Source organism: Flavobacterium paronense (genome assembly GCF_030409795.1).
In the GTDB taxonomy this organism is placed as follows: Bacteria; Bacteroidota; Bacteroidia; order Flavobacteriales; family Flavobacteriaceae; genus Flavobacterium; species Flavobacterium paronense.
This window is the reverse complement of the sequence record NZ_JAUFQN010000019.1, coordinates 2,873,919-2,887,294: the sequence shown is the minus strand read 5'-3', so window position 1 is coordinate 2,887,294 and position 13,376 is coordinate 2,873,919. Positions and strand designations below refer to the sequence as shown.

13 protein-coding genes are annotated in these 13,376 nt (G+C 33.8%); 5 read left to right on the top strand and 8 right to left on the bottom strand.

Features of this window, described 5'->3' with window-relative positions:
* Window positions 1–6: 6 nt before the first annotated feature.
* Together QWY90_RS13790 and recA are read right to left on the bottom strand one after the other, a co-directional pair.
* Window positions 7–495, bottom strand: coding sequence for a hypothetical protein (locus tag QWY90_RS13790; RefSeq protein WP_290286586.1), 489 nt, complete (start codon window positions 493–495; stop codon window positions 7–9).
* 99 nt (window positions 496–594) lie between these two features.
* Window positions 595–1,599: a recombinase RecA gene (recA, locus tag QWY90_RS13785; RefSeq protein WP_290286585.1), complete on the bottom strand. Its 1,005-nt coding sequence runs from the start codon at window positions 1,597–1,599 to the stop codon at window positions 595–597.
* Between the two features lie 247 nt (window positions 1,600–1,846).
* Between recA and QWY90_RS13780 the strand changes: the two genes are divergently transcribed.
* The 3 genes from QWY90_RS13780 (at window position 1,847) to QWY90_RS13770 (ending at window position 4,288) form a co-directional block, all read left to right on the top strand.
* Complete coding sequence (locus QWY90_RS13780; protein ID WP_290286583.1) at window positions 1,847–2,581, top strand: lysophospholipid acyltransferase family protein; 735 nt, start codon at window positions 1,847–1,849, stop codon at window positions 2,579–2,581.
* Between the two features lie 3 nt (window positions 2,582–2,584).
* Window positions 2,585–3,574 carry an acyl-ACP desaturase gene (locus QWY90_RS13775; protein ID WP_290286582.1) on the top strand — a complete coding sequence of 330 codons (990 nt, stop codon included), beginning with the start codon at window positions 2,585–2,587 and terminating at the stop codon, window positions 3,572–3,574.
* Between the two features lie 69 nt (window positions 3,575–3,643).
* A complete protein-coding gene (locus QWY90_RS13770; protein ID WP_290286580.1) occupies window positions 3,644–4,288 on the top strand; it encodes an HD domain-containing protein in 645 nt (214 codons plus the stop codon).
* A gap of 33 nt (window positions 4,289–4,321) precedes the next feature.
* On the opposite strand, the gene QWY90_RS13765 is transcribed toward QWY90_RS13770, so the two are convergent.
* The 6 genes from QWY90_RS13765 to QWY90_RS13740 form a co-directional block, all read right to left on the bottom strand.
* Window positions 4,322–6,007 carry a hypothetical protein gene (locus QWY90_RS13765; RefSeq protein ID WP_290286579.1) on the bottom strand — a complete coding sequence of 562 codons (1,686 nt, stop codon included), beginning with the start codon at window positions 6,005–6,007 and terminating at the stop codon, window positions 4,322–4,324.
* 5 nt (window positions 6,008–6,012) lie between these two features.
* Entirely contained in the window at window positions 6,013–6,795 is a 783-nt protein-coding gene (locus tag QWY90_RS13760; RefSeq protein WP_290286578.1) for an enoyl-CoA hydratase/isomerase family protein, read from the bottom strand.
* A gap of 138 nt (window positions 6,796–6,933) precedes the next feature.
* Entirely contained in the window at window positions 6,934–8,403 is a 1,470-nt protein-coding gene (locus QWY90_RS13755; RefSeq protein WP_290286577.1) for a sensor histidine kinase, read from the bottom strand.
* Window positions 8,404–8,429: 26 nt separating this feature from the next.
* Window positions 8,430–8,975 carry a CopD family protein gene (locus QWY90_RS13750; RefSeq protein WP_290286576.1) on the bottom strand — a complete coding sequence of 182 codons (546 nt, stop codon included), beginning with the start codon at window positions 8,973–8,975 and terminating at the stop codon, window positions 8,430–8,432.
* Window positions 8,976–8,998: 23 nt separating this feature from the next.
* The gene (gene hemH, locus QWY90_RS13745; RefSeq protein ID WP_290286575.1) at window positions 8,999–10,015 is read right to left on the bottom strand and encodes a ferrochelatase; all 1,017 of its coding nucleotides are present in this window, start codon (window positions 10,013–10,015) and stop codon (window positions 8,999–9,001) included.
* A gap of 31 nt (window positions 10,016–10,046) precedes the next feature.
* Window positions 10,047–10,919 (bottom strand): helix-turn-helix transcriptional regulator, encoded by an 873-nt coding sequence (locus QWY90_RS13740; protein WP_290286574.1) that lies wholly within the window; start codon window positions 10,917–10,919, stop codon window positions 10,047–10,049.
* Between the two features lie 228 nt (window positions 10,920–11,147).
* On the opposite strand from QWY90_RS13740, the gene hemA reads away from it, so the two are divergent.
* Together hemA and hemC are read left to right on the top strand one after the other, a co-directional pair.
* On the top strand, window positions 11,148–12,404 hold the full coding sequence (gene hemA / locus QWY90_RS13735) for a glutamyl-tRNA reductase (RefSeq protein ID WP_290286572.1): 1,257 nt from the start codon (window positions 11,148–11,150) through the stop codon (window positions 12,402–12,404).
* A 1-nt stretch (window position 12,405) separates the two neighbouring features.
* Window positions 12,406–13,329 (top strand): hydroxymethylbilane synthase, encoded by a 924-nt coding sequence (gene hemC, locus QWY90_RS13730; protein WP_290286571.1) that lies wholly within the window; start codon window positions 12,406–12,408, stop codon window positions 13,327–13,329.
* Window positions 13,330–13,376 lie beyond the last annotated feature (47 nt).

Here is a 13,376-nt window from a genome sequence, read left to right as displayed (position 1 = left end):
TGTTATCTAATTCGTCACAGGCACTTCATATTCTAAAAAAACACTATTTCCTTGATTGTCTTTTCCCTGATAAAATTTAAAAATATACGAACCATTACTTGTTACATAAAAGTTGAAAGTATAACTACTTGCTCCATCAGCAGCACTCAAATCTTGACAATTATTTTTTTGCTCAACTGCATTTTCAACTGCAATAGTTCTTACGTTTAAATCTTTATCATAATACAATGTATTGAAGTGATAGCAGCTTGTTGGCACAGTATAATGAACAGTTATTGGATAGGTTTGCCCTAAGGTAAATTCAGTCGGGATTTCAACACTCTGTATCGGCATTAATTCAAATGAATAATTGGTATCATCACCGGGAGAACAGGAATTTAAAATAAAAAGCAGAGCAAAAAGGGAAACTATTTTTTTACTCAATGATATAATATTTTTTTGGTATTCGTGACCCGAGCCTAAAAGGCTAACAGATGTAATAATCTTTGATTTCATAATTATAATAGATTTTGTCTTAGGATACTTTTTAATAAAAAGGGTTGCGTTAAGGTAAAAAAAATATCCCGTTAAATTTTAACGGGATATTTAAGTTTATTAAGCATTTCTTTCTTTAATATACTCTTTAATTTTTTGTTCTAGTTCATCGGCTAATTCCGGATTGTCTTTTATCAAGACTTTCACACCATCTCTTCCTTGACCAAGTTTTGTGTCGCCGTAGCTAAACCAAGAACCTGCTTTTTTGATGATTTCAAATTCAACCGCTAAATCAAGAATTTCTCCGGTTTTCGAAACACCTTCGCCATACATGATATCGAATTCTGCCGTTTTAAAAGGTGGTGCAACTTTATTTTTCACCACTTTAACTTTAGTTCTGTTACCAACGACATTTTCACCGTCTTTAATTTGAGAGGAACGACGGATATCTAAACGAACAGAGGCATAGAATTTCAAAGCATTTCCACCCGTTGTTGTTTCTGGGTTTCCAAACATAACACCAATTTTTTCTCTTAATTGATTGATGAAAAACACGGTACAATTTGTTTTGCTAATCGTCCCTGTTAATTTTCTTAAAGCTTGTGACATCAAACGAGCGTGTAAGCCCATTTTTGAATCACCCATTTCGCCTTCAATTTCACTTTTTGGTGTTAACGCTGCAACCGAGTCAATAACCACAATATCAATAGCGCCTGAACGAATTAAGTTCTCAGCAATTTCCAATGCTTGTTCTCCATTGTCAGGTTGAGAGATAATTAAATTCTCAATATCTACGCCTAATTTTTCGGCATAATTTCTATCGAAAGCATGTTCCGCATCTATAAAGGCAGCAATTCCACCTGCTTTTTGTGCTTCGGCAATGGCATGTAATGTTAGCGTAGTTTTCCCCGAAGATTCTGGGCCATATATTTCAATAACTCTTCCTCTTGGATACCCATTTACACCCAAAGCTAAATCTAAACCAAGCGAACCGGAAGGGATTGTTTCCACTTCTTCCACCGCTTTGTCGCCCATTTTCATTACGGTTCCCTTTCCGTAAGCTTTGTCTAATTTATCTAGTGTTAATTGTAATGCTTTTAATTTGGCTTCTTTTTCTGAACTCATTTTTTCTAAATTTTGTGGCATAAAAATAATGCTTTTTTTGATGTTATAAGATACAAATCAGAGGAGTTTTGAACAAATTAATTTAACTCAATTAATATTGATTTGATCTTGTTAAAGGTAGTAGCATTTGATTTTAAAAAGGTACACTAAAAGTGTATATTTTCTTTTAATTTTAAAAAGTGTTTTTTACTCTTTTTTATATTTCTTACTCTTGATTTTTCGTATTTTTGTCTTCTATTTTTAAAATATGGAAAAGCTTATTTCGTATCCAATTTCAGTAGTATATTATCTTTGTTTTGGATTGTGTTTGGTAATTTTTCATCCTATTCAGTGGGTGTGTCTTAATGTCTTTGGTTATCAGGCACACAAAAAAAGCGTTGATTATTTGAACTTCTTTTTGATTAAATGCACTAACATTTTAGGAACGAGGTATACTTTTGAAAATAGAGATACTATACCAAAAGGTGTCCCAATAATCTTTGTTTCTAATCATCAAAGTCTCTATGATATAGTTGGAATAATTTGGTATTTGCGACGTTTTCACGCCAAGTTTGTCAGCAAAAAAGAATTGGGAAAAGGGATTCCAAGTGTTTCCTACAACCTTCGTCATGGCGGTTCTGTATTGATTGACAGGAAAGACCCAAAACAGGCTATTCCGGTCATTAAAGGAATGGGCGAATACATCGAAAAATACCATCGCTCTGCAGTGATTTTCCCAGAAGGAACTAGAAGTAAAGACGGAAAACCAAAAGAATTTGCTCAAAGTGGTTTAAAAATCCTATGTAAATATGCGTCTTCTGCATATGTTGTGCCAATTACTATCAATAATTCATGGAAAATGGTTAAATTTGGTGCCTTTCCAATGGGTTTAGGAAATCATTTGCAATTTATAATTCACGAAGCTATTGCTGTAAAAGATTTCCCTTTTGAAGAACTAATGGAGAAAACAGAAAAAGCAGTGACCCAATCTATTAAAATTTAAAAAATGTCAATACAAAATATCCGTCTGGAAGTGATGCAATTTCTGGAAAATAAAGTAGAAGGTTTCATGGATGAGTTCTTGATTCCTATCGAGAAAATTTGGCAGCCATCAGATTTTTTACCTAATTCAGAGGACGAAAATTTCTTTGAAGAAGTAAAAGAATTAAGAGAAATTGCCAAAGATTTACCATATGATTTTTGGGTAACGCTTGTTGGTGATACTATTACGGAAGAAGCTTTGCCAACTTATGAAGCATGGCTTATGGATGTTGATGGCGTTGGTCAGGTTGAAAATAATCCTTGGAGTAAATGGGTGCGTCAATGGACTGGAGAAGAAAACCGTCACGGAGATTTGTTAAATAAATACTTGTACTTGTCAGGACGTGTTAACATGCGCGAAGTTGAAATCACAACACAGTATTTAATTACAGATGGATTTGATATCGGAACTGGTCGTGACCCATATAAGAACTTTGTTTATACAAGTTTCCAGGAATTGGCCACTTATGTTTCTCATAATCGAGTTTCCCAAATTGCTAAACAATATGGCGACAAGAAATTAGCTAAAATATGTAAAATGATTGCTGGCGACGAAATGCGTCATCATCATGCTTACAGCGAATTTGTAACTCAAATTTTTAAGGTTGATCCAAGCGAAATGCTATTGGCCTTCAACTATATGATGAAACAAAAAATTGTTATGCCTGCTCAATTCTTAAGAGAATCAGGCGAAAAAATAAGTTCTGCCTTTTTGAATTTTTCAGATTCTGCGCAACGAATTGGCGTTTATACCGCTGCTGATTACGTTGATATTATGCAGAAACTAATTGAGAAATGGGAAATCGATAAACTTTCCGGTTTGACAGACGAAGCAGAAAAAGCAAGAGATTATCTGATGAAATTGCCGGCTAGAATGGCAAAAGTTTCTGAAAGATTAGTGATTCCGGCTGAGTCAACACTTTTCAAATGGGTTGAACCAGCTTTGATACGATAATTGGAAAAAAGAATAGAACACCTATATAAATCCTTTCTGAAAAGAGAGGATTTTTTAAATTAAGTAATCATGTCAATAATAGATAAAACGATTCTTTTTGTTAAAGAGAAATTAGAAAATGCTGAAGGCGGGCACGATTGGTTTCACATTGAACGCGTTTACAAAAATTCCCTTTTAATTGCCCAAGAAGAAGATTGTGATGTAACTGTTGTAAAACTTGGGGCGCTACTTCACGATATTGCTGACAGTAAATTCCATGACGGAGACGAAAGTGTTGGGCCGAGAATCGCTCGCTCTTTTTTAGAAAACGAAAATGTTTCTGAAGAAATAATCGTTCACGTAATCAATATTATTGAAAACATTTCATTTAAAGGCGGCAATTTCGAAATGAAATTTAACTCAAAAGAACTTGAAATTGTTCAGGACGCTGATAGATTAGATGCTATTGGCGCTATCGGAATTGCAAGATGTTTCAATTATGGAGGTTTTAAAAACAGAGCGTTATACAATCCGTCCATTGAGCCAAATCTCAATATGAGCAAAGAAGAATACAAAAATTCTGAATCACCAACATTGAATCATTTTTACGAAAAACTTCTTTTGTTAAAAGACAAAATGAATACGCCAACTGGCAAAAAAATAGCTGAAGCAAGACATCATTACATGGAAAATTTTCTTTCGCAATTTTATGCTGAATGGGAAGGTGAGAAGTAGGAAGCAGTATACAGTATTAGTTGGTAGTTGTATTTAAAGTGTAACTTTTAAAAGTTGTTTGTCTTTTCCTTTTCTCCCCAAAAAATAAATAGTATTGTCAATTATAGCTCCTTTTGAAACCATAAAAGGGACTTCGTTTTGTTCGTCATCCAATATTTCCTGATAGTCAAAATCACCAACAGCATTCACTACGATAACGTTGAGATTGGATTTGTTTTTTCTGATTTGACCAAATTCGATTCGGTCGTTCTTTAACTTTTTGATTTTGTCCTTGGTATTGATAAAAAAGTAAGTTTTATCATTTCTTACAGTTGAGGTATAGGAAAGATATGAAGTATCATCGTCCGTAGTCGATTGTTTTTTGTTAATGTTTCGCGCCCATAGCATACTACCATCATAATTTAGTTTTGCAATAACAATGTCGTCAAAACTATAACTTGTAGATGAACTTATTGGGCCCATTGCGCCATTAATTCCAGCCCCAGCCCCAGCCCGTGTAGTTTTGTCGTACTCTTCGGCATTCAGGATTATTTCATTATTGTTATTAAAAAACACTTTCCTAAAGGTCAAGAACTTTACGGCTATTTCGGTATTCTTACCATATTTGTCAAAGAAAAATTGTTCGGTAAATAAGTTGTATTTTGATTTTTTAAGTTCTAAAGAATTAGGGTCAAATTTAAAAAAGCATATGCCTTTATATCGGTAATCTGTTAATTCAGAATAAAATCCTAAACAGACTAACTCATCATTGTGAAAAAAGGTTTTTAATGAACCAACAAAGTTCTGTTCAGGATCAATTATTTGGGTCAATTGATTTTTAGCATCGATCTTGGTGAGTTCAAAAAAGTATTTTCCTCCTTCTTTTTTCTTTCGTAAATCCTTATCATAAGATTTAGCCAGTAGGTAAACAGCATCTCCACTATTCGAAACTTGAATGTTTTGAAAAATGTAATTTCGATCCTTAATTTCTTTCGTAAAAGTGTTATCGATTATTTTTTCAAGTTTGCTGTTAAAAACGTAAATCCTTAACCCATCAGAGCTTTTTTGATTTAAATCCATGGCAATAGCAAAAGCAGTTTTAGTATCATTTACAACAACAGTTATATCGGAAGCGTCACCACCGTCTTTTGCTAAATCTCCCTTAAGAAAAACATCTAAAAAAGTTCCTCTTTTTATATTGCTGTCTTCTGCATTTATAGTTCCTGAATTGTCATTTATCCAAATTTCATCAACTCTAGCATAAAACTTTTTCTGAAGATTGAAAGTCCCTTTCATTTCTTCTTTTGACATTCTGAAAAGCTCGGTTTTTTCAATGGCATTGTTATTTAAGACTTTATTGTCAAGACAGACGAAGCATTTTAAATTTAAATCGTAATAAATCTCAATGATATGAATAGTTTTCTCTATCGTGAAGAGACTCAAAACCAAATTATACTTCTGATAATTTGGGTGTTTCATTTCGTATTCAAATTCTTTGGTTAGTTTTAAATTGGTATCATATTGCTCAATATAAAAACCTTCCCCTGGAGAAATACCGCCTTTTTTATAAGAACGAACCAATAGGAAACCATTATCGTCTATTTTCTCTGCCAAGACAATTGCTGTTTCCTTATAGTCATCCTGAAATAAACCACTTTTTGTGATGGAAAAAGGAATATTCTGTGAATAAATAAACGAGCTCAGAAAATAAAGGAATAGACAAAAAATGTTCTTTTTCATAAAGATTAGTTCCTTTTAAATTCCGCTTTTCTTTTCTCTAAAAATGCTGTTGTTCCTTCTTTAAAGTCCTCTGTGTTAAAGCATTTTCCAAAGTTTCTGATTTCGGTTTCATAACCATTTATTCCATCTTTGAAGTTGGCATTGATGCATTTTATGGCTCTGCCAATGGCAAAAGGAGAGTTTCTCATAATTCGGTTTGCGATGCCTTTTGTAAAATCTAAAAGCTCGGCTTGTGGTACAATATGATTGACCAAACCAGCACGATGCGCCTCTTCAGCAGAAATCATTCCGGCAGTCATTATCATTTCCATTGCTCGACCTTTTCCAATTAATTGTGGCAAACGTTGCGTTCCGCCATAACCCGGAATTATACCAAGTGAGACCTCAGGTAAACCCATTTTGGCATTATCAGAAGCAATTCTGAAGTGACACGCCATCGCTAATTCTAAACCACCGCCTAGTGCAAATCCATTGATGGCTGCAATAGTTGGCTTTTTTAAATTTTCGATAAAATCAAAAAGCAATTCATGTCCTTGAACAGCCATTTGTGCGCCTTCTTCAATCGAAAAATTAGCAAATTCTGAAATATCTGCACCCGCTACAAAAGCTTTATCGCCTCCGCCGGTAATTATAATAACTCTAACATCATTATCGTTTTCCAGGTTTTCAAAAGCGTTGTGCAATTCTTGGATTGTTGCCACATTAAGCGCATTTAATTTTGTCGGGCGATTGATGGTGATTTGTCCAATGCCATTATCAATAGCAACGAGTATGTTTTCGAAGTTCATAGTTTGTAGTTTATTAGTTCTATAATATTTAGCCACAGATTCACAGCTTATTTATTTGACTTTTAATAGTCATGAAAGAATTTAAATTCAAATTATTTTAACTGTCTTTTTGAAATCTGTGAATCTGTGGCTAAATTTTTATTTGACAATAGGCAAGGAAACAAAAAAAGTTGTTCCTTTTCCGAGTTCCGTTTCAAAAGTAATAGTTCCTTTGTAATTTTCTATAATGTTTTTGATAATTCCCAGGCCTAATCCCATTCCGCTAGTTTTTGTGGTAAATTTGGGTTCGAAAACATGTTCAATATTGTCTGATTCAATACCAATTCCGTTGTCTTCAACAGTGATTATAACATCGTTTTCTACTTCGTTAACCGAAACTAAAACTTTCTTTTCTTCTTGTTCATCCGGAATGGATTGAATGGCATTTTTAACCAAATTCGTAATAATCCTAATCAATTGCGTTCGGTCTAATTTAGAAATTACATATTCTTTATTGCTTTTGAAGACAATAAAATCTTCATTAAAAATATCTAAAGCCAATTCCACAACCTGAACCACATTAAGCGTTTCATTTTGTTGAGCTGGCATTGAAGCAAAGTTTGAAAAAGCCGAAGCCACAGCGCTCATCGTATCAATTTGTTGGATTAATGTTTTGGAATAATCGTTGAGTTTTTGTTTTAATTCGGGATCATTGGCATCAAATTTTCGCTGGAAACTTTGCACTGTTAACCGCATTGGCGTCAAGGGATTTTTGATTTCGTGCGCTACTTGTTTTGCCATTTCGCGCCAAGCTTGTTCACGTTCGCTTTGGGCAAGCATAGTGGCGCTGTCTTCTAATTTATCCACCATTTGATTATAGGCGTTTATCAGCGAATTGATTTCACGACTATTGGCTTCAATAACAATTTTTTCGTTCTTTTGATTCAAGCTAGTTTCATAGATTTTATCAGAAATGGTTTTCAACGATTTGGTAATATAACTCGCCAGAAAATACGCCAAAGCAAAAGCTATAATCAGCATAAAAGAATAAACCTGGCTTAAACGCAATAAAAATTGCTGCAATTCTGTTTGATAAAAACTATCATCCTCAACATAAGGAATGTTTAAAATTCCTAACGGTTTGAATTTGTCATCTTTAATCTGACTATAAGATGAACGGTTTTTGAGTCCGTTAACACTTTTTATATCGACGTATCTTTTTTCGACAGATGACTGAACAAGTTTTAGCACATAATTCGGAATAGGCGGTGCTACTTTGTCAACAGAAAAAGATGCTTTAGAAGATTTTAGTAGTTTTCCGTTCAAGCCATAAATATTGATTTCAAGGTTATGAATGTCTGCTAATTCATGGATTTTATCTTTAAAAATCAAAGGAAGATTTCGCTCTGTAAGCGGATAAGTGGTGTTGGAAAGTACATAATTGATATGTTCTTTTATGGCGAATTCTTTTTGGTCCAACCGTTTTTGATGGTAATCTTTGGCTTCGTTTTTAAACTGAATAATCGATATAGAAGCCATTAAAACAGAGGCAATTAATATCAATATAATCATCGATAGGAAAATCCTAATTCGAAGTGAAAGCATTGACATTTTGAAGCCGTTTAACATAGTGTTCAGTGTTCAGAAAGAAGTGTTCAGCTTTTGTTTCTTTCTCTAATTTTTTTATAGAATCGGAAACCTAACATTATCAAAATCGAAAACAGAACAATTCCGATTACACCATAAATCCAGTTGAAAGCATTTTTTAAAATTACTAAAAAAACTACGGCAAAAAGAATAATCGTTGCACCTTCATTCCATAATCGCATGAAGTTGGAAGAATAATTGAAGGTGTCGTTTTGTAATTTTTGGTAGATTAAATGACATTTTATTTGGTAAGCAATAAGCAAAACTACAAACCCCAACTTAACATGCATCCAAGGCATCTGTAACCAAGCAGGCATTAAAATCAATAACCAAATCGCAAACAACGTAGCTAAAATGGCACTTGGCCAAGTAATGATGTACCATAACCGATACGTCATGATTTTGTATTGTTTTAGCAGAATTTCTTTTTCTGGAGATGGCTTGTCGTTGGCTTCTATTTGATATACAAATAAGCGAACAATGTAAAATAAACCCGCAAACCAAGTGATTACAAAAATAAGATGTAATGATTTTATGTAGTTGTAGAGATCCATTTAAAATGTCTTTTTTCTTTTTGCTATTCTTTTTGAAAGTCCTTAATCCAATTCGCAACGGTTTTACACCACGCATCGCCATCGTTCATGCATGGAATTGCCATAAATTCCTCACCACCGTGATGTAAAAACTGTTCGTTTGCTTCCATGGCAATTTCTTCCAAAGTTTCAAGACAGTCAGCAACGAAAGCTGGCGTTACAACAGCTAGTTTTTTAATGCCTTTCTCGGGCATTTTGTTGATTTCGACATCGGTGTATGGTGTTAACCATTTGTCGCCCGCTAAACGAGATTGAAAAGTTTGGCTGTATTTTCCTTCTGGAATTCCCAACAATTTCACTACTTGTTTAGTGGTTTCATAACACTGATGGCGATAGCAAAATTCATGCGCTGGTGATTCAGTGTTGCAACACGAACCATCTATTTTACAATGTGATTTTGTAATATCCGTTTTACGAATATGCCGTTTTGGAATGCCATGATACGAAAACAACAAATGATCATATTCAAAGGTGTCTAAATGCTTTTTAATAGAATTGGCTAATGCTTGAATGTAGTCGGGCTTGTTGTAAAATGCTGGAACATTCGTGAATTTCATTTCAGGAAAGTGTTTTGCTCTCAATTCTTCTGCCAAAACCACAATTGTAGTTGTAGATGCCATTGCGTGTTGTGGATACAATGGTAAAAGCATGACTTCATTCACCCCTTTATCATGTAATTCCTGCAATCCTTTCATGATAGTAATCGTTCCATAACGCATTGCTAAAGCAACTGGAATATCAACTAAGCTTTGAACCTTCTTATGCATTCTTTTTGAAATCACAATCAAAGGCGAACCTTCACTGGTCCAAATTCTAGCATACGCTTCAGCTGATTTTTTAGGTCGCGTTTGTAAAATGATTCCTCGAACTAATAAAGCACGTAATAAAAATGGCACGTCAATAACGTATTTATCCATTAAAAATTCATCTAAATAAGGCTTTACATCTTTTGCTGTTGGACTTTCTGGAGATCCCAGATTTACTAATAATACTCCTTTCATTTTGGCTTTTTTTATAAAGTAATAACTTTTTTTAATTGTTTTGACTCATTGACATTAAATACTTCTTTGGTGTAGTGGCAAATTTTTTCTTGAATGCTGCTATAAAATGACTTCCGGTACTATATCCGATTTTTAATCCAACTTCGTTAACATTATAGGAACCAGAATCTAAAAGTTGTCGAGCATACTCCATTTTGTAATCAAAAAGAAAACCGTAAACGGTATCGCCATAAATTTGTTTGAACCCCATTTTTAATTTTTTCAAGGTTAGCCCAACTTGATTGGCTAGCGATTCCAAGCTCGGTGGTTCAGCCATATTGGCAATAATAATCTCTTTAGCTTTTTTAATTTTCAATACGTTTTCTTCGTCTATCAAGAACGGACATTGCTCAGCATTTGGATCTTCGTTTCGGTTAAAAAACAAACTTAGCAATTCATATCCTTTGCCTTTATAGTATAGATTTTTTATCGAAGGATTTAGGTTGTAATGAAACATTTGGTTTAATACAATGGCCATCGATGGACTCACGTCACTTTCGTTATAGTATTTCTTGTCTTTGTTTTCCTGACTCAAAAACGGAATGTGTTCTGCATTAGTTGTAAACAAGCCATGAAACTTTTTGATAGAAACCAGTATGGTTATTAACCAGGATTTTGGCGCAATTTCAATATTGAGTGGCAATTCTTTTTCTGGATTATAAAACAACAAACATTTCTCTTCATTTAAATCTAATGTATAATTACCATTGTTAAAAATGAACTTGGCACTTCCTTTTAATCCGAAATGAAATTGAATTAATCCTATATTAACAGGACTTTGAAATGTAGAAATTTCATCCGTATCATTCTGAAAACGAATTAGGGTAAAATCATTCTCGATTGTTATTATTTCTTTAGAACCCATAGCGATATTTTTTGAAAAAGGACAAGTAAGTATTGCAAATATTTATTTAGAATAAATCTACATAAGAACCAAATAATTACTTGATTTCAGTACAAAATTAAAAGAAATAACGATAAAAATACAATTGAGTACAAAAATAACTCACAGCGACACAAAAAGTTCTTTTAGCGTTGTTTTTGTAAAACACATAACGATAACTTTGTTCCTCTTTTAGGTAAAGAGCAAAATATGGAAAACGGAAACATTTCGAAACATAGTACTTTTTATGTTGTTGGCTTAAGTTATAAGAAAGCCGATGCCGACATTAGAGGAAAATTCAGCTTAGACGAAAGCGCTAAGAAGAATGTTTTAATTCAGGCTCAACAAGAAGGCATTGAATCTTTACTAGTAACCTCTACCTGTAACCGTACCGAAATTTATGGTTTTGCTCAACATCCATTTCAATTAATCAAATTACTCTGTGATAATAGTCAAGGTACTGTAGAAGATTTTCAAAAAGTGGCCCACATCTATAAAAACCAAGAAGCAGTTCGGTACATGTTTCGAGTTGGAACTGGTTTAGATAGTCAAATTCTCGGGGATTTTGAAATTATAAGTCAAATTAAATCAGCTTTTGTAGAAAGTAAATCGATGAATTTGGTGAATGCTTTTTTAGAACGATTGGTCAATGCGGTTATTCAAACGAGTAAAAGAATTAAAAATGAAACCGAAATTTCATCAGGCGCTACATCCGTTTCTTTTGCTTCCGTTCGGTATATTTTTAGTAATGTTGACGATATTGCTAATAAAAACATTTTACTTTTCGGCACAGGGAAAATCGGCAGAAATACGTGCGAGAATTTAGTTAAACATACTAAACACGAGCAGATAACTTTAATTAATCGTACTAAAGATACTGCAGAACGATTGGCGAGAAAGCTAGATGTAGTGGTTAAAGACTATGCTGATTTGCAATTGGAAATTCAAAAAGCTGATGTATTAGTTGTAGCAACTGGTGCACAAAACCCAACAGTAGACAAAGCTATTTTGAATCTAAAAAAGCCATTGTTGATTTTAGATTTGTCTATACCAAAAAATGTAAACGAAAATGTTACTACTGTTGAAGGTGTTACTTTAGTGCATATGGATCATTTATCACAAATGACAGATGAGACATTAGAAAATCGCAAAAAACATATTCCAGCTGCTGAAGTTATCATAGAAGAAATTATGGAGGAATTTTTGGCTTGGACCAAACAAAGAAAATTTGCCCCAACAATTCACGCCTTAAAAGAAAAACTCAATTCAATTAAAGAGTCAGAATTGAATGTACAAAGAAAAAAGTTCTCCAATTTTGACGAAGAACAAGCCGAACTAATTAGTACTAGAATCATACAAAAAATAACCAATCATTTTGCCAGTCATTTAAAAGACGATAATACTATGGTGGATGAGAGTATCGAATGGATTGAGAAAATATTTCAGATAGAAACTTCTTCTAAATAAAATGACCAAAAAAATCAGAATAGGAACTCGTGATAGTGAACTGGCACTTTGGCAAGCAAATACCGTTCAAAAGCAACTACAAGATTTAGGTTATGCAACTGAAATCATAGCGGTGAAATCGGATGGTGATATCATTCTAGATAAACCACTTTACGAACTCGGAATCACTGGAATTTTTACAAAAACTTTAGATATTGCCATGATAAATGGGCAAGTCGACATTGCGGTGCATTCAATGAAAGATGTTCCAACGGCTTTGCCAAAAGGAATCGTGCAGGCAGCAGTATTAGAACGTGCCAATGTCTTGGATATACTTGTACACAAAGGCAATCTCGATTTTCTTAATTCTGAAGCAACGATTGCAACCGGAAGTTTACGGCGTCAATCGCAATGGTGGAATAAATATCCAAATCATACTGTAGTTGATCTACGTGGTAACGTAAATACCAGAATGCAAAAACTAAAAAATAACGATTGGAATGGAGCTGTTTTTGCCGCAGCAGGGTTGGAACGAATTAATATAAAACCGGACAGTTTTATCAATTTAGATTGGATGATTCCGGCACCGGCACAAGGTGCTATGGTTATTGTTGCCATGGAAAATGATGCGTTTACTATTGATGCAGTTTCCCAACTAAACGATATTGAAACCGAAATTTGCACTTATATTGAACGTCAGTTTTTGAGAACACTCGAAGGCGGCTGTACAGCACCAATAGGAGCGTTGGCTAAATATAACGAAGAAGAAGACACAATAGATTTTAAAGGTGTTTTGTTATCAATAGACGGAAAACAAAAACTGGAAATTGATAAAAAAGTTGATATATCTGAGTGGAAAAAGTTAGGATTCAATTCAGCTAACGAAATTATAGAAAATGGTGGATCAGATTTGATGGCTAAAATCAAAAACGAATTGAAAAAGTAATGCAAAATCAAATTCGCATAGTCTCAACAAAGAAGCTTTCAGAAAAA